The sequence below is a fragment of the Candidatus Pelagibacter sp. PS_28 genome, assembly GCF_059417885.1.
Genome location: NZ_CM182070.1, coordinates 57,652 through 77,191, shown reverse-complemented (window position 1 = coordinate 77,191; position 19,540 = coordinate 57,652). Strand labels below are relative to the sequence as shown.

At 28.1% G+C, this 19,540-nt stretch carries 24 protein-coding genes and 1 tRNA gene; 17 read left to right on the top strand and 8 right to left on the bottom strand.

Annotated elements, in window-relative coordinates; genetic code table 11:
- Window positions 1-95: 95 nt before the first annotated feature.
- Complete coding sequence (locus tag AC5SMR_RS00375; RefSeq protein ID WP_006997433.1) at window positions 96-293, bottom strand: hypothetical protein; 198 nt, start codon at window positions 291-293, stop codon at window positions 96-98.
- A 101-nt stretch (window positions 294-394) separates the two neighbouring features.
- Between AC5SMR_RS00375 and AC5SMR_RS00370 the strand changes: the two genes are divergently transcribed.
- Window positions 395-468 (top strand) — tRNA-Thr (locus tag AC5SMR_RS00370).
- Window positions 469-470: 2 nt separating this feature from the next.
- Here AC5SMR_RS00370 and AC5SMR_RS00365 read toward each other — a convergent pair.
- Entirely contained in the window at window positions 471-1,190 is a 720-nt protein-coding gene (locus AC5SMR_RS00365; RefSeq protein ID WP_011281734.1) for a TVP38/TMEM64 family protein, read from the bottom strand.
- Between the two features lie 92 nt (window positions 1,191-1,282).
- Between AC5SMR_RS00365 and rpmH the strand changes: the two genes are divergently transcribed.
- From rpmH to AC5SMR_RS00310, 11 genes are read left to right on the top strand one after another with little or no spacing between them, the layout of a single operon-like run.
- Window positions 1,283-1,447, top strand: a complete 165-nt coding sequence (gene rpmH, locus AC5SMR_RS00360) for a 50S ribosomal protein L34 (protein ID WP_006997435.1) — start codon at window positions 1,283-1,285, stop codon at window positions 1,445-1,447.
- A 10-nt stretch (window positions 1,448-1,457) separates the two neighbouring features.
- Complete coding sequence (gene rnpA, locus AC5SMR_RS00355) at window positions 1,458-1,802, top strand: ribonuclease P protein component (RefSeq protein ID WP_494576962.1); 345 nt, start codon at window positions 1,458-1,460, stop codon at window positions 1,800-1,802.
- The gene (yidD, locus tag AC5SMR_RS00350; protein WP_271521578.1) at window positions 1,802-2,053 is read left to right on the top strand and encodes a membrane protein insertion efficiency factor YidD; all 252 of its coding nucleotides are present in this window, start codon (window positions 1,802-1,804) and stop codon (window positions 2,051-2,053) included. The genes rnpA and yidD overlap by 1 nt, the downstream gene beginning before the upstream one ends.
- Window positions 2,053-3,729, top strand: coding sequence for a membrane protein insertase YidC (gene yidC / locus AC5SMR_RS00345; RefSeq protein ID WP_494576961.1), 1,677 nt, complete (start codon window positions 2,053-2,055; stop codon window positions 3,727-3,729). The genes yidD and yidC overlap by 1 nt, the downstream gene beginning before the upstream one ends.
- Window positions 3,730-4,596 carry an acetylglutamate kinase gene (gene argB / locus AC5SMR_RS00340; protein WP_494576960.1) on the top strand — a complete coding sequence of 289 codons (867 nt, stop codon included), beginning with the start codon at window positions 3,730-3,732 and terminating at the stop codon, window positions 4,594-4,596.
- Window positions 4,593-5,264 (top strand): pyrimidine 5'-nucleotidase, encoded by a 672-nt coding sequence (locus AC5SMR_RS00335; protein ID WP_494576959.1) that lies wholly within the window; start codon window positions 4,593-4,595, stop codon window positions 5,262-5,264. The genes argB and AC5SMR_RS00335 overlap by 4 nt, the downstream gene beginning before the upstream one ends.
- A 28-nt stretch (window positions 5,265-5,292) precedes the next feature.
- A complete protein-coding gene (gene dapD / locus AC5SMR_RS00330; protein WP_494576958.1) occupies window positions 5,293-6,120 on the top strand; it encodes a 2,3,4,5-tetrahydropyridine-2,6-dicarboxylate N-succinyltransferase in 828 nt (275 codons plus the stop codon).
- On the top strand, window positions 6,121-7,275 hold the full coding sequence (gene dapE, locus AC5SMR_RS00325; RefSeq protein WP_494576957.1) for a succinyl-diaminopimelate desuccinylase: 1,155 nt from the start codon (window positions 6,121-6,123) through the stop codon (window positions 7,273-7,275). It abuts the gene before it with no gap.
- Entirely contained in the window at window positions 7,275-7,469 is a 195-nt protein-coding gene (locus AC5SMR_RS00320; protein ID WP_011281728.1) for a hypothetical protein, read from the top strand. Before dapE ends, AC5SMR_RS00320 begins: the two co-directional genes overlap by 1 nt.
- Entirely contained in the window at window positions 7,470-8,399 is a 930-nt protein-coding gene (locus AC5SMR_RS00315; protein WP_494576956.1) for a histone deacetylase family protein, read from the top strand. It begins immediately after the preceding gene.
- 31 nt (window positions 8,400-8,430) lie between these two features.
- Window positions 8,431-8,910, top strand: a complete 480-nt coding sequence (locus AC5SMR_RS00310; protein WP_006997444.1) for an SET domain-containing protein — start codon at window positions 8,431-8,433, stop codon at window positions 8,908-8,910.
- Here the strand turns inward: AC5SMR_RS00310 and truA are convergent.
- From truA to AC5SMR_RS00290, 4 genes are read right to left on the bottom strand one after another with little or no spacing between them, the layout of a single operon-like run.
- Window positions 8,900-9,640 carry a tRNA pseudouridine(38-40) synthase TruA gene (gene truA / locus AC5SMR_RS00305; protein WP_271615766.1) on the bottom strand — a complete coding sequence of 247 codons (741 nt, stop codon included), beginning with the start codon at window positions 9,638-9,640 and terminating at the stop codon, window positions 8,900-8,902. The two genes, AC5SMR_RS00310 and truA, sit on opposite strands and share 11 nt — an antisense overlap.
- A complete protein-coding gene (gene fmt / locus AC5SMR_RS00300; protein ID WP_494576955.1) occupies window positions 9,633-10,565 on the bottom strand; it encodes a methionyl-tRNA formyltransferase in 933 nt (310 codons plus the stop codon). Before fmt ends, truA begins: the two co-directional genes overlap by 8 nt.
- Complete coding sequence (gene def / locus AC5SMR_RS00295; RefSeq protein ID WP_494576954.1) at window positions 10,566-11,084, bottom strand: peptide deformylase; 519 nt, start codon at window positions 11,082-11,084, stop codon at window positions 10,566-10,568.
- A gap of 26 nt (window positions 11,085-11,110) precedes the next feature.
- Window positions 11,111-12,871 carry a hypothetical protein gene (locus AC5SMR_RS00290; RefSeq protein WP_494576953.1) on the bottom strand — a complete coding sequence of 587 codons (1,761 nt, stop codon included), beginning with the start codon at window positions 12,869-12,871 and terminating at the stop codon, window positions 11,111-11,113.
- Between the two features lie 209 nt (window positions 12,872-13,080).
- Between AC5SMR_RS00290 and AC5SMR_RS00285 the strand changes: the two genes are divergently transcribed.
- Both AC5SMR_RS00285 and aroB read left to right on the top strand, forming a co-directional pair.
- On the top strand, window positions 13,081-13,593 hold the full coding sequence (locus AC5SMR_RS00285) for a shikimate kinase (RefSeq protein WP_494576952.1): 513 nt from the start codon (window positions 13,081-13,083) through the stop codon (window positions 13,591-13,593).
- The gene (gene aroB / locus AC5SMR_RS00280) at window positions 13,580-14,686 is read left to right on the top strand and encodes a 3-dehydroquinate synthase (protein WP_494576951.1); all 1,107 of its coding nucleotides are present in this window, start codon (window positions 13,580-13,582) and stop codon (window positions 14,684-14,686) included. Before AC5SMR_RS00285 ends, aroB begins: the two co-directional genes overlap by 14 nt.
- Here the strand turns inward: aroB and AC5SMR_RS00275 are convergent.
- On the bottom strand, window positions 14,675-14,935 hold the full coding sequence (locus AC5SMR_RS00275; RefSeq protein WP_271564448.1) for a BolA/IbaG family iron-sulfur metabolism protein: 261 nt from the start codon (window positions 14,933-14,935) through the stop codon (window positions 14,675-14,677). The two genes, aroB and AC5SMR_RS00275, sit on opposite strands and share 12 nt — an antisense overlap.
- A 25-nt stretch (window positions 14,936-14,960) precedes the next feature.
- On the opposite strand from AC5SMR_RS00275, the gene AC5SMR_RS00270 reads away from it, so the two are divergent.
- The 3 genes from AC5SMR_RS00270 to AC5SMR_RS00260 are packed head-to-tail and all read left to right on the top strand — an operon-like array spanning window position 14,961 to window position 18,261.
- Window positions 14,961-15,488 (top strand): J domain-containing protein, encoded by a 528-nt coding sequence (locus AC5SMR_RS00270; RefSeq protein ID WP_006997453.1) that lies wholly within the window; start codon window positions 14,961-14,963, stop codon window positions 15,486-15,488.
- The gene (gene cobS, locus AC5SMR_RS00265; RefSeq protein ID WP_018413771.1) at window positions 15,478-16,452 is read left to right on the top strand and encodes a cobaltochelatase subunit CobS; all 975 of its coding nucleotides are present in this window, start codon (window positions 15,478-15,480) and stop codon (window positions 16,450-16,452) included. Before AC5SMR_RS00270 ends, cobS begins: the two co-directional genes overlap by 11 nt.
- A complete protein-coding gene (locus AC5SMR_RS00260) occupies window positions 16,453-18,261 on the top strand; it encodes a cobaltochelatase CobT-related protein (protein WP_494576950.1) in 1,809 nt (602 codons plus the stop codon).
- Here the strand turns inward: AC5SMR_RS00260 and AC5SMR_RS00255 are convergent.
- Entirely contained in the window at window positions 18,258-19,538 is a 1,281-nt protein-coding gene (locus AC5SMR_RS00255; RefSeq protein WP_494576949.1) for an ActS/PrrB/RegB family redox-sensitive histidine kinase, read from the bottom strand. The two genes, AC5SMR_RS00260 and AC5SMR_RS00255, sit on opposite strands and share 4 nt — an antisense overlap.
- Window positions 19,539-19,540 lie beyond the last annotated feature (2 nt).

Sequence of the window (19,540 nt, the reverse complement as noted above, 5' to 3'; positions counted from 1 at the left end):
ACTTTTCTTCTTATTTTTTTTTTGAAAAATTTTTCTTTTTTTTAAATTTTTTCTAAGAGCCAGACTTAACTTCTCATTTTTTTCTTTATCATTCATTATTTGTCTGGATTAGTTAAAAAATCTAAAGTGATAGGCTTTGATGCATCTAAAGTTTTCTCTGGTTCTTCTTGAACTTTTGGTCCCTCTTTAGCTTCACGTTTTGCTTTTTTTTCAGCAAGCTTTTTTTCTCTCTTTGCCTGCTTCTCCATAAGCTTATTGCCTTTTGTAGATTTATAATCGTAATGAATGCCCATAAAATTTCCTCCGTAGGTATAAATCATTATATGAAAAAAATTAAGGCAATTTTTTGAAAAAATGATTTATTATAGAAATACTTCAATAAAATAACAAATTAGCCCCTATAGTTAAATGGCATAACATGTCCATGGTAAGGATAAATTTCAAGTTCGATTCTTGGTGGGGGCACCAGATTATTTTTTGTAGAATATTTTTCTAGCAACAATTGCAGCTACTAATAAAGCTCCAAAAGCAATCATTGGAATGTAGATATCTGGTGAATATATCAAATCAATGATTCTAGGAGCTTCTAAGTTTTGTTCTATGATTTTTTCAAGTCCACTTCCAATTGAAACAACTAAAAATAGTGGTGGAGTTAATCCTATTAATGTTGCCCAAAAAAAATTACTCACTCTAACATTAAAAATACAAGGTAACACATTTGATAATGCAAAAGGAATGCCTCCAATAAATCTATAAGCTAAAAGATAAATAAATTCTGATTTTTTAAATTTTACTTCTAAATTTTTAAATCTATTTAAAAACTTTTCTTTAATAATTTCTTTAAAAAAATAATTTCCAATGATGTATAAAATTGTTGCACCAATAGTCATTCCAATTATTAGAATAATCGTTCCAAGCCACTTGCCAAAAATAAACCCTGCTAAGAGTGCAACTGGCAAACCAAATCCAGCCATCACAACCCAAATAATTGTGGCTGTTAAAAATATTAAAGAAATTAAAAATAAATTAGTTTGTTTTAATCCAAAAAAATAATCTCTATTGTTTTTAATAAATTCATAGCTTGTTAATTCTTCGAGGGTGAATTTTGATAAAAAAAAGTATAAAAATGATGAAACAACTAGAAGATAAAATAAACCTAAAGTTATCTTAACTTTTTTTGATTTTTCCATAATTTATTGGTCGTATTATAAAATCTTCTATTTGCTATTTATACATATAATTACTATAAAGGGCGAAATTTAAAAAAACTTAAATAAATCCTATGAAAAGAACATATCAGCCCAAAGTTGGAAAACGTCTTAAGAAGCATGGCTTCAGATCAAAGATGGCAACTAAAGGTGGGAAGAAACTTATTAAGAGAAGACGTGATAAGGGACGTAAAAACCTTACAGTGTCATCCACTCAAAAAAAACCTCAGGGTAAATAGTTCAAAATAAATGAAAAGCAAAATTGTTGCTCTTTCTAAAAACGAAGATTTTAAAAATTTACTTAAGAAAAAAAAAATCTCAAATAAATATATCACTCTCTTTTTTGGTCCTCTTGCAGATAAAGATAATAGAAAATTAAATATTAGCTTTGTAGCTAAAAAAAAACTAATCCGTAGTGCTGTAAAGAGAAATAAAATTAAAAGAAGATTGAGAAATATAATTAACGAAGCTATAAAAAAAGTGTCTATAAACTTTAATTATTCTTACCTTGTGATTGCGAAAATAACTATGCTAAACAATGAATATGCGATAATAAAAGATACTTTATTCCAAGACATAGAAAAGATTAAGTAATGAATATTATATCAAACATTTTAATTGGCCTGATCAAATTTTATAAAATGGTTATTAGCCCCTACTTAACTCCTTCGTGTAGATATCTTCCAACTTGCTCAGAATATACAATTGAATGTTTAAGAACATATGGGCTAATTAAAGGGATATCAAAAAGCACTAAAAGAATATTTTCATGCCACCCCATTAAAATGTTAGGTGGCGGTGAAGGATTTGATCCAGTAAATAAAGAATTAAAGGTTAAAAAATAATGGATACTAAAAACGTAATTGCAGCAATATCCTTATCAGCAGCAGTAATTGTTTTATACTCTCTTTTTTTTCAGCCTGACCCTGCGACTATTAAAACAAATCTAGCTGAACAAAATAAAATTGAAAATAATACAGATACTCCAAGCTTAGATAAAAATGAAAATTTTTCAAAACTTTCAAGAGCAGATGCTTTAAAAGAAAATGATAGAATTCAATTTGAAAATGGAAGTGTTGTTGGGTCAATTTCTTTAAAGGGTGCAGCAATAGATGATTTAACTTTTAAAGAGTATAATGTTGAACTTAATAAAAATGAAAAAATAATCTTATTAAATCCAAGAAATGTTGAAGATGGTTATTTAGTTGAAAGTGGCTTTGTAAGTACTAACAAAAATATTGATATACCTGATGCTTCTACTGTCTGGGAAATTATCGGAAATAAAAGATTAACCAATAATAATCCTATAAAACTAACATGGAGTAATACTCAAGGGATTACATTTGAGAAACATATAAGTCTAGATGATCAATTTTTATTTACTGTAAAAGAAAAAATAATTAACTCATCAGATAAATCCTATAATTTTTACTCCTATGGGCAAATAATTAGAAATGAGATACCAGAGATATCTGGCTTTTATATTTTGCATGAAGGGTTTTTATCTGTACTTGATGATGAATTAATTGAGGAAGATTACGATGATATCCAGGATAAAAAATTTACTCAAATCGCACAAGAAGGATTTGTTGCTATTTCAGATAAATTTTGGGTTACATCAGTTATACCGCCAAAAGGTAAAGAGTTTAAAACAACTTTTGACTATAAAAATAAATTTAGAGCAAATTACATATCTACCAAAGGTATTGAGGTTAAAGCAAACAGTTCCATTGAAGAAAAAATTCAAATTATAGTTGCTGCTAAAAGAGTAAATGTAATTGATGGTTATGCTGAAAATTTAGATATCAATAAATTTGATCTAGCGATTGATTGGGGCTTTATGTACTTCATCACAAAACCTTTGTTCTTTGTATTAGATTACTTCTTTAAATTACTTGGTAATTACGGTTTAGCAATTATTGCTGTCACTATTTGCATTAGATTGGCATTCTTTCCTCTTGCCAATTTTAGTTTTAAGTCTATGGGAAAAATGAAGTTATTAGCACCTGAAATGGCTCGTCTAAAAGAGTTACACAAGGATGACAAAATGAAATTGCAACAAGCAATGATGGCTCTTTATAAAAAAGAAAAAGTTAATCCAATGAGTGGTTGTCTTCCTATTCTGGTTCAGATTCCTGTTTTCTTTGCGCTATATAAAGTATTATTTGTAACCATTGAAATGAGACACATGCCATTTTATGGATGGATACATGACTTAAGTGATAGAGATCCAACATCTTTATTCAATGTTTTTGGTTTAATTCCTTGGGATCCACCTTCTTTCTTATTAATAGGTGCGTGGCCTATCATTATGGGTATCACAATGTGGATACAGCAAAAACTAAACCCAACGCCACCAGATCCTATACAGGCTAAAATATTTATGTTTTTCCCAGTTTTTTTAACTGTAATTCTTGCACCATTTCCTGCAGGTCTGGTTATCTACTGGAGCTTCAACAACATCTTCACAATGATACAACAATATATTGTGCAAAGAAAAATGACTATCAAAACAACATAAATGTCATTGTTAAGAGAAGAAGAATTAATAAACATCCTACCCAAAGATGGCCCAACAGTTGAAGAAGTAAAAAAATATTTAGAAAAATATAATGATGAATTTATCATCATTAAGTGTGGTGGCAGTGTTTTAGTTGATCCAAAATTATTTAAAGTTTTTATTGAAGATGTAGTCGTTTTAAAAAAACTTGGTTTCAATCCTATAATTGTTCATGGAGGTGGAAAAAGAATTAATAGTAAGCTTTTAGAAGTTAATATTAAAAGCAATTTTATTAACGGACTAAGAGTTACTGATAAAGATACGATCAACATAGTTGAGGATGTATTAATTGAATTTAATAAAGAAATTGTTGAAGCTTTAGATGGGCTAGCCTGTAAAGCAAAAAAAATTACTTCAAAAGAAAATAATATAATTACTGTTGAGCAAGAAGATAAAGATCTTGGATTTGTGGGAAAGCCTACTGGGATTAACAAAGAGTTCTTAACTAAAATAATAAAAGCAAACGAAGTACCAGTCATTGCACCCTTGGGTTCGGATAAAGATAATCAGACTTTTAATATAAATGCTGATACTGCTGCAGGATCGATCGCAATTGAGCTAAAAGCTAGAAGATTAATGATTATTAGTGATGTAGAGGGAGTATTAGACAATGAAAAAAAGCTAATTCCTGAAATCAATTCTAAAAAAGCTAATGAATTAATTAATCAAAGAGTAATTTCTGGAGGCATGATACCTAAAATTAAGAATTGTCTAAATGTGGCAAGTAATGGGGTTAAGGCAGTTGTAATAATTGATGGAAGAAAGAATCACTCACTCCTATATGAACTATTATCTGATAAAGGTTCAGGAACTTTGATTAGAGAATGAAAAATTTAATTGATACTAAATACTGGCTATTCGACTTAGATAATACTTTGTATTCTGGACAAACAAAGGTTTTTTCTGAAGTTGATAAAAAGATGTCTTCTTTTATTTCAAAGAAATTTGATGTCGATTTAATTAAAGCAAGAGAAATTCAAAAAAAATACTTCTATGAATATGGAACAACATTATCTGGATTAATGAGTCACGATAAAATAGATCCACATGAATTTCTAGAATTTGTTCATGATATTGATATTAGCTGGCTTCCTAAAGATCAATTACTAAGAGAAGAATTAATTAAAATTAAAGAAAAGAAATATATTTTTACCAATGGTTCTCATGCTCATGTCGAAAATGTAACTAAACAACTAGGTATAGATGGTTTGTTTGATGGAGCGTTTGATATTGTTGATGCTAATTTTATTCCAAAACCAAAAATTCAACCTTATAAAAAGATAGTAGAAAAATTTGATCTTGATCCAACAAAATCAATATTAATCGAAGATATTGCTCATAATTTAGAGCAAGCTAAAAATTTAGGAATGAAAACTTGTTGGCTTGAGAATGATGAGGTATTTGCAAAAAAAGATGCTGATAAACCATATATTGATTATAAGATTAAGAACTTGCCTTCTTTTCTTCAAGAAATTAATATATTAAAAGCACAATAAACTAACCTACAAACAATAAAATAAAACTATGAAAGAATTTGAAAACACTATCAATACAGCTTGGGATAATAAAGACTCTATCAACGGTCAATCTGATAAGTCTATATTAAATGCTATCAACCAAACGATTGAACTTGTTGATAAAGGTGAACTAAGAGTAGCTGAAAAAAATGGTAATGAGTGGGTAGTTAATCAATGGGTAAAAAAAGCAATAATGTTAAGTTTTAGAATTCATGATATGGATTCATTAAGCGGCCCGTATAGTAGTTGGTATGATAAATCTCATTTACTAAAAGGTAAAACAGCAAATTGGACTAAGGAAGATCATATAAAAGCTGGTTTTAGAATGGTTCCAAATTCTCCAGTTAGAAAAGGATCTTTTATTGGAAAGAATGCAGTACTAATGCCTTGCTTTGTAAATATTGGAGCTTATGTAGATGAAGGAACTATGGTCGACACTTGGGCTTCTGTAGGATCGTGTGCACAAATAGGAAAGAACTGTCACATATCAGGTGGTGCTGGAATTGGAGGTGTATTAGAACCAATGCAAGCTAACCCTACTATCATCGAAGACAATTGCTTTATTGGAGCTCGTTCAGAAATAGTTGAAGGAGTAATTGTTGGAGAAGGATCTGTATTATCTATGGGTGTATTTATTGGTCAATCTACAAAAATTGTTTATCGAGAAACTGGTGAAGTAATCTATGGAAAAATTCCACCGTTCTCAGTAATAGTACCGGGCAGCCTTCCAAGTAAAGATGGTAAAGGTCCTGCTTTATATTGTGCGGTAATTATTAAACAAGTTGATGAAAAAACTAGATCTAAAACTTCTATTAACGACTTATTAAGAGACTAAATGCCAACTTATAATGAAATCACATTAGCTAAAGAGCTAATAAGATTTCCAAGCATTACACCAATTGATGCTGGGGTAATGAAATTCTTAGCTAAAAAATTAACTGCTATTGGATTTAAATGTAAGATTTTAGAGTTTAAAGATAAAAACTCTAAACCAGTTAAAAACCTATATGCAAGATTGGGTAATACTCAACCAAACTTTATGTTTGCTGGTCATTTGGATGTAGTGCCTCCCGGAAATATAAAAGATTGGACGATTAAACCTTTTAGTCCAACTATTAAAAAAAATCATCTTATTGGGAGAGGTGCTAATGATATGAAAAGTGCAATTGCAAGCTGGGTTGTTGCTGTAAATAACTATGTATTAACTAATAAAAAAATTAATGGATCAATTAGTTTATTAATTACTGGTGATGAAGAAGGTGTTGCAATTAATGGTACTAAAAAAGTAGTTGATTACTTAAAAAAGAAAAAAGAAAAAATAGATTTTTGCTTAGTTGGTGAGCCAACAAACCCTAATAAACTTGGTGAAATGATTAAAATAGGTAGAAGAGGAAGTATTAATGTTGAATTAACTATAATTGGAACTCAAGGTCATGTTGCATATCCTCATCGTGCTAAAAATCCATCAACTTCATTAATAAAAATACTAAATGAAATAAAAGAAATAAAATTTGATAAAGGAACAAAAGACTTTCAGCCTACAAATTTAGAGGTAACTAAAATTAATATCAATAATACAGCTGATAATGTTATTCCAGGACTTGCAAAAGCTACCTTTAACATAAGATTTAATAATAAACATACGTCTTCTAGCTTAAAGAATAGATTGAATAAAATTTTCAAAAAAATTACTAAAAAGGATAAATCTAATTTTAAAGTTGAATATCGTTTATCAGGTGAAGCTTTTTTAACTAAGCCCAATAAAACAACTTATATGATTCAAGATGTAATAAAAAAAATTACAAAAATTAAACCTCAATTGTCTACAACCGGTGGAACTTCTGATGCAAGATTTATTAGAAAAATTGCTCCATGTTTAGAATTTGGTCTAGTAGGTAAAACAATGCACAAAGTAGATGAGGCAGTATCTATTTCAGACTTAAAAAAGTTAACAAAGATATATTCTGAAATTCTTAAAAATTACTTTTAATGATTTGTATTAAAACAGATATTCCTAAAGAACTGAATGATATTGATGACGAATTAAAAGCTATTTATCACTCTAAAGATACAGTTTGTTTTTTTGTTTTCAAGAATAGAGAGCAACGTAATGAGTTTGTAGAAAGAACCAAAGGAATGCCAAAAGTAGAGCGAGAAACTATTTATCAAGAATATCTATCTTAAATGAAAACTGGTTTAATAACCTCTGATACTTATCAAAATCATAATACGGGCGACGGTCATCCAGAAAAAATTGATAGAGTTGTAGTGGTTATCGATAATTTCAAAAAATTAGATAATAAAGATTTAGTTTGGAAAAAACCTTCAAGATTTGACCGGTCACTTTTAGAAATAACTCACAATTCTGATTATATAAATTTTGTAGAAAAATCTTTTCCTGAAAAAGGATTATCTTTTTTGGATGGAGATACAATTGTCTCCCCAGGAAGTAAGGATGCCACATCAGATGCTGTAGGTTCAATTATAACAGCTATTGATGGTGTTCAAAATAAAGATTTTAAAAATGCTTTTTGTGCCGTTAGACCTCCAGGGCATCATGCAGAGAAAAATAAAGCTATGGGTTTTTGCATTTATAACAATGTCGCTGTTGGAGCCAATTATCTTATAAATAAATATAAACTTAAAAAAATAGCAATTATTGATTTTGATGTGCATCATGGAAACGGCACTCAAGATATTTTTTATGATAATGAAAAAGTTCTATATATTTCTACTCATCAATACCCTTATTACCCAGGCTCAGGCACTAATGATGAAAAAGGAAAACATAACAATATATTAAATATTCCTTTGCCAGCAGGAACAACTTCTGAAGAATATTTAAATGCTTATGAATTTGTACTTAATAAAATTAAAGAGTTTAAACCTGAATTTATCTTACTTTCTGCAGGGTTTGATGCTCATAAAGATGATCCATTGGCACAACTTCAATTAGAGTCAAAAGATTTTTATAATATTACCAAAAGAACACTCGAGTTATCAAAACAATATTGTAATGGAAAAGTAGTGTCAATTTTAGAAGGTGGATACGATCTACAAGCACTTCAAGAAAGCACTGAGATGCATGTAAAAGCTTTACTAGAATTTAATTGATAATTTCTCAATACGCATTAAAGAACTCACAATGAAACTTTACAAAATTAAAAAATCTGACATCGATAAAAAAGGTCGTGGCCTGTATGCTGCAAAAGATATCAAAAAAGGTACTAGAATTATTGATTATGTAGGTAAAATTATCACTAAGAAACAAACTGAAGAGTCACAAAAGTTTGATAATGCAAAGCCCATCTATTTATTTAATTTGAATAAAAAATATGACTTGGATGGAGATGTTTCTTGGAACACAGCACGTTTAATAAATCACTCTTGTTCTAATAATTGCGATTATAACGGGACAGGTTTAAAATTATGGGTGGTTGCTATAAAAGATATTAAAAAAGGTGAAGAGATTACAGCCGATTATGGTTTTGGTTATGATGAAGATTACAAACAGTTTCCATGCAAATGTAAGTCAAAAAATTGTTGTGGTTATATTGTTAGAGCAGAATCTAGATGGAGAATTAATAAAAAATTTAGTATCGGCCGACAAAAAACTAGTAAATAACTTTTTCTAAGAATAATCCCTCAGCAGGTGCTGGTGGTGCACAAAGAATTCTTTTTTTTGATTTAATAACAAATTCAAATTTTTTTAAATCCCATTTATTTTCAGCTAAGTATTTTAAACTACCTACCATTGATCGTACTTGTTGTTGTAAAAATGATTGTGATTTAAATTGTATTTCAATTCTTCCATCTTTTGATTTAATCTTAACAGATTTCATAGTTTTGATTGGACTTTTTGCATTACAGCTTGATGCTCTAAAAGTAGAAAAATCTTTAGTACCTAAAAGTTTTTTTGCCCCTTTTTTCATTAACTCAATATCTAATTTTTTGATTATGTGCCAACCTCTTTCTTTTTCAAGAGAAGGCTTACTTAATCTATTAAAAATTATATATTTATAAATTCTTTGTTTGGCAGAATGTCGTGCATGAAATTTTAGACTTCTTTTTTTAATTGCTAAAACAGAAATACCTTTATCATTTATAAAATGATTAATTGATTTTAATAACTTATCTAAATTTTGAATTTCTTTTTTACAATCAAAATGAGCTGACTGCTCTATTGCATGAACGCCTGCGTCTGTTCTTCCAGATCCTATCAAAACCACTTTTTCTTTTAAAAATTTTGATAACTTGACTTGTATTTCTTTTTGAATTGATTTTCCTTTAGATTGTATTTGCCAACCAACAAAATTAGTTCCTATATATTCTATTAAGACTTGATATCTAAACATTTGTTATTCTTGAGCCTTTTGTAATTTGAGAACCAAGAACAAATTCATTAATATTTTGAGGCTTTTTTCCTTGTCTTTGAATTTCAATAATTTTGATAGATTTTTGGTTACCGCAGCTAATTTCTAAATCACTGGACATTACTTCACCTATCTCACCGCTTTTATTTCCTAATTCTGCTTTTAAAATTTTGTATCTTTCATCTTTAAAAATAAAAAAGGCCCCAGGGCTTGGGTATAATCCGTTTATTTTTCCAATAATACTTTCTGCATTATCATTCCACTTAATTTCACCCTCTGATTTTTCAATTTTAGAAGCATAGGTTGCGTTTGTCTCATCTTGTTCTTTAAATGTTAATTTATCTTCAAATATATTTTCTACATTTTCTATGATTTTTTCTGAAGCTAAAATTGAAAGTTTAGTTGATATTGTTTTTGCATTATCACTATCTTTAATTTTTATTCTATAACTATTGCCAACTGGACCAGTATCAAGTTTTTCTCCTATTTTCATAATACTAATTCCTGTTTCTTTCTCTAAATTCATAATAGACCTTTGAATGGGTGCAGCACCTCTCCACTTTGGCAGAAGGGAGGCGTGAATGTTTATAAAACCTTTTTTGGCAAGATTTAAATATTCTTTGGGTATTATTTGACCGTAGGCCACAACAATTACTAAATCTAAATCTAGTTGTTTTAAATATTCATATTCTTCTTTATTTGCTTTTAATGTATCTGGTGTTCTACAATCTATATTATAATCTTCTGCTACAATTTGTATTGGCGACTTATTTATTTTTTGACCTCTTTGAGATTTTTTTGGTGGCTGTGTATATGCAGCAGATATTATATAATTTTTTTCATATAAAGATTTTAAAATTGGTACAGCAAAAAATGGTGTACCCATGAAGACAATTTTCCTTGTCATTTAAACGATTATTCTATTCGACTTAATCTTAGAGAGTTTTTTAATTATCATAGATTTTTTTAACTTAGATAAATAGTCTATAAATAAAACTCCTTCTAAGTGATCCATTTCATGTTGAATACAAGTTGCCAATAATCCATCTGCTTTTAATAATTGTTTTTTCCCATTGTAATCTAAATATTCAACTTCACATTCATTTGGTCTTTCTATTTCAGCAAACTGATCAGGAACTGACAAACAACCCTCTTCATATTTTGACGTTACATCATTTTTATTTTTGATTACTGGATTAACAAAATATCTTGGCTCCTTTTTGTCTTCATCTCTACTTATATCCATTACTATAATTCTTTTTGGTACCCCTATTTGAATTGCTGCAAGACCTATCCCCGGTGCTGCATACATAGTATCCAACATATCATCCATAAGTCTTCTTTCTTCATCACCAACATTTTCAACTGGTTTAGAAATCTGCCTTAATAGTTTATTTGGTTCTGTTAAAATTGGTTTAACTGACATTATGGTTGATTATTTTAGTATAAATTTTAAACTTTTAAAGGAAGAACTTTAAAGAGTATTTTATTTCTTAGTGGATCCGCATTTAGCTGATTAAGTGTGCTTATAATAAAGTATAACGTATCTTCATCAATAGTATTTAAGCTGTCTTGCCCTATAACCTCAACAATTCTAAGCAATGCAGCAGCTATATCACCACTGTTAACAAATATTTGAATATCAGAAGGTATTTCTGAATCGTTTATTTGGTATAAATCATCATACTTCTCTAAAATCTTGACACCATCGGACTTAAAGGTCTCAACTAAAATTACATCTTTTTTAGAAAAAAAATATTTTTTATCTTTTTTTATCTTTTTTAAGAAATCATTTATATCTTTTGTGGGATCATTTTTAGATTTTTCTAATTTTAAATAATTTATTAATTTTGATTGATGTAAAATTTTATTATTTATTTTAATATTTGCTTGTTCTGTCTCCTCATTACCTAAATTATTTTGATAAAACGTTGTAAAATTTGAAGGCACCTTGTTCTCTTCTATATTTTTTAAAAAATTTTTTAATTCTATATTAAATGCATTTTCAATACCGTCATTCTTGAAAGAATTTTTGAGGGCGTTCATTAACTGTAACTTATTCTCAATTTCAGTAGTAATTAAAATTCCTTGATAAATTAGCGCTCTTGTCTCTATACTTGAAAGTACTTTTGTTGACTCTTTAATATTCAATAATTGATTAATATTAAATTGAAATCTCTTATAAAGTTCAAATAATTCTTTTTCTGTATAATTTCCCTCATGTGTTGCTTTTTCAATATTCGTAATTTTCTCTATATCTGTAAGCTCAATATCACTGATATCATCTAATAGATTTGAAGTTGATAGATATTTCCATATTTGCCTGGATGTAGTATTTTTTGGTTCAAATTTAAATTCTGGGTTCGTTCTGTGCGATAAGTGGAAATCTAAAATTGTTTTTTCTGAAACTTCTGTTGCTGGTTCTGTATTATACTCCATCAAATAATCAATTTTTTTATTAAAAAACTTATCTACAATGCCTAATTCTAATTGAAGATCGATAAGCAATTGAGCTTCATCTCTTTTATTATTATTAATTAAGCAATAAATATTGAATTTAGATAAATATAAATCTTGTATCGGTTCATTAATTTTAGAAAAAATTTCACAAGCTTTTTTAACATTTGATTGAGACAAATAATGATCTACTAAATGTTTGGTAAGTTTTGGATGCTCATTAATAATCTCATTATTTAATAAATATTTTTCAATCAAGTCAAAGTTTGACCGTTTAATAAGCCACTTTGATTTAATTTCTAAAAACTGTTCTTTTGAAATATTCATTTCTGGATAATGTGCATTTGTTAATAATAAAACATCCAAAATCTCTGCAGCATCTCTTGAAAGTTCCAATTTATCTATTCTTTTAAAGATATTTAAAATTTGATCTCCATTAGAATTAGACCACATATTAATATCCAAACCATTTTCTGCAGGATCATAAATTCCAATTAATTTTTTTTCTTTTGAAATTAAAGTTTGTGTTTCTTCTATACTTAATTCCCCTTCTTTTTGGGACTGCATTTCATAAATACTATTCTGTGGAATATTTTTTTCCGCTTCATCTTCGGTTAAGATTATGTTTTCTTTAGATTTTTTTTCTCCTACTTCCCAGATATCCACTGGTTCTTGTGAGTTGGTTGCAAAACCAAAAAATAAAGAAAATAATATAACTAAAAAATAGTTCTTACTTAACAATTTTAAGTTTTTCATTAGGGATGATTTTTTCAATGTCTTTATTTGGAGATGGAAATTCAATTTTACCAAGTAGTACTATGGCTCCAATAAAAATAGTTAACACAAATACTATTTTGATTAATAAACTTTTACCACTCCGATTACTTGTGTTTTTTGAAAATTGCATATATTCTTTAGTAATTTCAAATTAAGACATATTTGTGTTTTTTCAATAAAGAAAACTTATGAATTCAAATAAAAACCTCGTTTTTTTAGGTATGATGGGGTCAGGCAAATCTTCTATTGGAGCTATGGTTTCCAAAAAATTGAATATTCCATTCATTGATATAGACAATTTAATTGAAGAACATGCTGGTATGACCGTCTCAGAAATATTTAAAGTAAATGGCGAGGCATACTTTAGAAATTTAGAAGAAAAAATAACTATTAAGTCTTTAAAACATAAAAAAGTTGTTGTTTCTTTGGGTGGGGGCAGTTTTATTAATGACAAGATAAGAAAAGATATTTTAAAAAATCATTTTTCTTTTTGGCTCGATTGGAATGATTTAATTTTAATTAAAAGAATTAAAGGTAGTAAAAAAAGACCATTAGCCTCAAATTCAACTGATCTTGAAATTAAAGCCATTATTAATAAAAGAAAGAAAGTATATTCAAAAGCTAATTTTAAAATAAACTGTAATAAATTAACAAAAAGTGAAATAGTTAAAACAATAATAAAAACATATGAGCTTAATTAAATTAAAAGTTAACACCAACAGTCAACAATATTCAATTATTATTGGAAATAATATTTTAAAAAAAGTAAATAAATTTTTGAAAGAAAATTCTATTGATTTTAATCAATGTCTTCTAGTAATTGACAAAAATATTCCAAAAAATTTAGTAAAAGATACTTTAAAATCTTTAACAAAAGGATCTGTTTCAATTCATTATTTTAATGCGAGTGAAAAAAATAAAAATCTAAAAAGTGTCAATGAAATCACATCAATTCTTTTAAAAAAAAATTTTAATAGAAATGATTGTTTAATTTCTATTGGTGGTGGTATTACTGGTGATGTATCAGGCTTTGCAGCAAGCACATTTAAGCGAGGCTTAAAGTTTGTAAATATACCAACTACACTACTTTCACAGGTCGACTCATCAATCGGAGGCAAAACAGGTGTAAATACCAAATATGGTAAAAACTTAATTGGCTCATTTTATCAACCTAGTCTAGTTATATCAGATATTAACTTTTTACACTCTTTACCAAAAAGAGAAGTTGTATGTGGCTATGGTGAAATTTTAAAACACTCACTTATTAATGAAAAAAAATTTTTTTACTTTTTAAATAAAAATGGAGAAAAAATTCTCCAATTAAAAAGTCCCTTTATACAAACAGCTATTCATCAAAGCTGCTTGATTAAAAAAAAAGTAGTTGAAGCTGACGAAAAAGAATTAAGTATAAGAAAAATACTAAATTTTGGACATACCTTTGCTCATGCCTTTGAAGCTACACTGCGTTATTCAGCAAAATTAAATCATGGTGAAGCAGTTATCCTCGGTGTTAAAACTGCTGCTAGATTTAGTTTATTAAATAAAATTTTAAATAAAAAAGAATTTGAATTAATTGATGGTCACTTAAATGACCTAAATCTTCCAAGAGATATCAATAAATTCTTTTCAATAAAAAATTTAAATACAATTTTATCTTTTATGAAAAATGATAAAAAAAATGATACAAAAAAAATTAGTCTGGTTTTGCTTAAAAAAATAGGTTCTCCAGTTTACAAATTACAGTTTAATGAAAAAACTATTAATCTCTTTCTAAAAAAAGAATTAACTAAGTAGTATTTGAATAGAATGTATATGCTCTTTCAACTCAACATCTAAAACACTATAGACTTTCTTGGTTGATTCAATTTTATTTAATTTTTTAAGTTCTTCAGATTTAATAATTAATTTTAGATGGAACATTCCTTCTTGATTTCCTTTATGATTTTTATGTAAAAAACTTTTATCTTCGATTTTAAGATCCTGTATAACAATTTTTGCTTCAAGTTTATTTTTAACAATTTTAATTAATTCGTTTATATTCATAAATAATAATTTATTACTATACAGCATGAAAAATATTTGTGATTGGAATAATTGCTTTGATACTGGTGAATATAAGGCACCAATTGAGAAAGATAATAGCAAACGCTACAGATTGCTTTGCTTAGCTCATGTTAAAGAATTCAATAAAAATTGGAATTATTTTAAAGGAATGGATGATGAGCAAGTATTTGATTTTTTAAAGTCTGACATGACCTGGCATAAACCCACTCAGAGCTTTAGCTCTTCAGATAATTTTTTTAAAGTTCTGTGGAACAATACGTTAAAAGATGAGTTTGATAAAACCAAACTTAGAGGTGAATATAACCATATGAATCAATTCAAATTTGATGCTAATGATATTAAAGCTTTTAGTATTCTGGGTGTTTCAGTTGGCCAAAAATGGGAACAAATACAAGATCAGTTCAAAACTCTTGTCAAAAAATTTCACCCTGATATTAATTTGGGAAATAAAGAATACGAAGAAAAACTTAAATTAATTACTTTGGCTTATACTCAGCTAAAAAATACTTATAAGGAAAAAATTGACACCTAATTTAAACATACAGCCAGACATTAAAATGTCTTTAAAGCAAAGCTTTGGAATTGACTCAGATATGGAAGTTGACGCTTTCTCTAAAAGAAGTGAATACGTTCCCGAAATAGATAAAAATTATAAGTTTGATAGAGATACTACCCTTGCTATCATATCAGGTTTTGCTTTTAATAAACGTGTCTTGGTTCAAGGCTATCATGGTACAGGAAAGTCTACTCACATTGAACAAATCGCAGCTAGATTAAACTGGCCTTGTATTAGAGTGAATTTAGACAGTCATGTAAGTAGAATTGATCTTATTGGAAAAGATGCAATTGTTGTAAAAGATGGAAAACAAATTACTGAGTTTAAAGAAGGTATTTTACCTTGGTCCATTCAAAACCCTGTTGCACTTGTTTTTGATGAGTATGATGCAGGAAGACCAGACGTGATGTTTGTTATTCAAAGAGTATTAGAAGCTGAAGGTAATTTCACTCTTTTAGATAAAAATAAAGTTATAAAACAAAATAAATTTTTTAGATTATTTGCAACTTCGAATACAGTTGGTTTAGGGGATACAACAGGATTGTACCATGGTACCCAACAAATTAACCAAGGGCAGATGGATAGATGGAATATTGTAACATCTTTAAACTATCTTAGTCTTGATAGAGAAATGGAAATCGTTCTTGCTAAAAATAAAAATTTAAACAATCCAAAAGGTAAAGAAAAAGTCTCTAACATGATTAAAGTTGCATCTTTAACTAGAAAAGGCTTTATAGCTGGAGATATATCAACCGTAATGAGTCCAAGGACGGTACTTCATTGGGCTGAAAATGCTGAAATTTTCAAAGACACAGGTTATGCTTTTAGGGTCACTTTTTTGAATAAGTGTGACGATATAGAAAAAAATACAATAGCTGAATATTATCAGAGATGCTTTGGAGAGGAATTACCAGAGTCGATGGTTAATATTCAGATCTAAATGAGCTCAAAAGAAAACAATTTTAAAGAGCAATTTAAACAAGCATTAATTTCTACAGCTAAAGTAATTTCCGAAGATTATAAATTAGATGTTAAAAAATTAGATAAAGATTTAAGTAATAAAAAAACTAATTTTTTTGATATAACCAATTTATCAAATAAAAATGATTTTGTTAAACTAAGAGCAGAAACTGACTCTGGTGCCTTAAAGAAAAAATTTTCAAATAAAGAAATATTTAATAAAAACCTACCTAATAATCCTTCTTGTAAATCTTTATATAATATTGCCGAAAAAATCAGGTATGAGCTTCTTGGTGGCAAAATGCTTAAAGGAGTTGGAAAAAATTTAAGTGAAAATTATAACCAAAAAATACTTTCTAATCGTAAACAACAATTAAAAAATAAAGAAGATGTTCCCGTGAATGAAGCTTTTGAATTATATATGTTAAACAAATTCTTTAAATTAGAACTCAATGATGTGTCTACAAAAATGTTAGATTTTTGGAAGAAAGAATTTGACGAGTCTATTGATAAACATTTTGATTTTTTAAGTAAAAATTTGGAAGATCAAAATAATTATAGTTTAAAATTTTCAGAAATTTTAGAGAATATGGATGTCTTTGCTTCAAATAATAAAGAAAATAATGAAGAAAACGATGAACAAGAAAATGAGCAAGACAATAAATCAGAGAACGATAATGACGGCCAGTCTGATGATAAAGAGGAAGAAAATAAACAAGATGACAGCCAGACTAGTTTAGATGCTGGCTTTGATCTAAGCGACCAGCAGATGGAAGAACAATTAGAAGACTCGGATTCTTTAAAAGAGAGTGCAGAAAGTGTTTTACAAAAAACAAATATTGATAATATTGATCAAGATTACAAAGTATTCACCACAGAATTTGATGAAATTGCAAAAGCTGAAATATTAGAAGATATAAAAGAAACGCAAAAATTAAGAAAAAATTTAGACCAACAACTTGTCGGGTTTCAAGATTTAATTACTAAGCTTGCTAACAAACTACAAAGGCAGCTCCTTGCAAAACAAAATAGAGCATGGGAGTTTGACTTAGAAGAAGGTTTATTAGATAGCTCAAAATTAACTAGAATAATTATGGATCCTTATAATTCTTTATCTTTTATGAAAGAAAAAGATCTTGATTTTAAGGACACAATCGTAACCTTGTTAATAGACAATTCTGGTTCCATGAGAGGTCGGCCAATAACAATTGCTGCACTTTGTGCGGATATATTATCTAGAACTTTAGAAAGATGCTCAGTAAAAGTAGAGGTTTTAGGCTTTACTACAAAAAACTGGAAAGGTGGTAAGAGCAGAGAAGCTTGGACTAAAAATGATAAGCCAAAAAATCCTGGAAGATTAAATGATTTAAGACATATAATTTATAAAGGTGCAGACACACAGTGGAGGCAGGCGAAAAATAATATAGGCTTAATGCTTAAAGAAGGATTGTTAAAAGAAAATATTGATGGGGAAGCTATTTCGTGGGCCTATAATAGAATTAAAAAAAGAAAAGAAGAAAGGAAGATACTGATGGTTATTTCAGATGGTGCTCCAGTTGACGACTCAACTTTATCAGTTAATTCAGGAGATTTTTTAGAAAAACATTTAAAAAAAATGGTTAAATTTATAGAAACTAAGAGTGACGTTGAAATTTTAGCTATCGGTATTGGGCATGATGTTTCTAGATATTACAATAAAGCTATTAAAATAACAGATGTGCATGAACTTGGGGATGTTATGGTTTCACAATTGAGTGGCTTATTTGAAAATAAAAAAAAACTACATTAAAGTTTTAAAAGATCTTTATTTTTCCATTTAATACTTACTTCGGCCCCACTTCTTGTTTGGGAATTTCTACATAAAATATTTGCATAATTTTTTTCAAGTAAAGTTTTGCCTATAAAAATTCCAAGACCTAATCCAGATTTAGATTTTATTGAAGACTTAAAAGATTTAATATAAGGCTCTCCAATTTTACTCAAAACATCTTTTGAGTACCCCTCACCATCATCTTCAATCATAACTTCTGTGAAATCACTATCACTTTTTATATTAATAAAAACCTTATTTTCAGAAAACTTATTTGCATTACCAATAAAATTTCTTAGTCCATAAACAATTTCTATTGATTTAGTTATATTTAGTGGATTTGAATTTTGATCATAATTTACAATAAAATCTTTTTTACTTGTTTCTTGGAATGACTTGACTATTTCACTCACGTATTCTGCCATTGTTAAATCACGATCAATAAAATTATCTTCGATTATTGGGTTTAATGTTAATTTTTTTAAAATTTCACTACATCTCTCTAATTGACTGGATAATAATTCAATATCTTTTTTAACATCTTCATTATCTTTAAATCGCTTCAATAAATCAGTGGAGATAATCTTCATTGTTGAAAACGGTGTACCTAATGAATGTGCAGCGGCAGCGGCCTGCCCTCCTAATGATAATAGCTCATGTTCTTTTGACATGATTTCTTCCATTTTATTTAGTGCCTCTTTCCTTATTCTAGATTCTGATCCAAAAGTTAAAGCAAAATAATTTAAAAAAATTAAAGCAATAATTAATGCGATTGGAATTGAATAGTAATAATAGCTATCTACGTGAAAATGTTCTTTAATTGGATAGGGCAAAGGTTGATTGAAAAAAGTAAGAAAAATAATCACTAAAACTGTGAAGCTAACTAACAATAAATTGCTCCTAAAACCTAAATTAGATGATGAAAATATAGCCGGGATAATCAAAAAAATTGAAAAAGGATTTATAATTCCACCTGTTAAATAAATCAAACAACTCAGTTGTAAAATATCAATAGATAAAAAAAGAAATGCTATTTTATCTGACAGTTGTGTGTTTTTATTAATATAGATTAAATAAAGATTACTTAGCGCTCCAATCAAAATTATCAAATTTTCTAAAATTAGATTAAATTTAAAATTAAAAACAAAATAAATAATATTAACTGTTATAAGCTGACCAATAATAGCAATCCATCTTAAATTGATGTAGGTCGATTTTTTTAATGAGAAATATTTAGAAGTTTCGAAAAACTTCATTA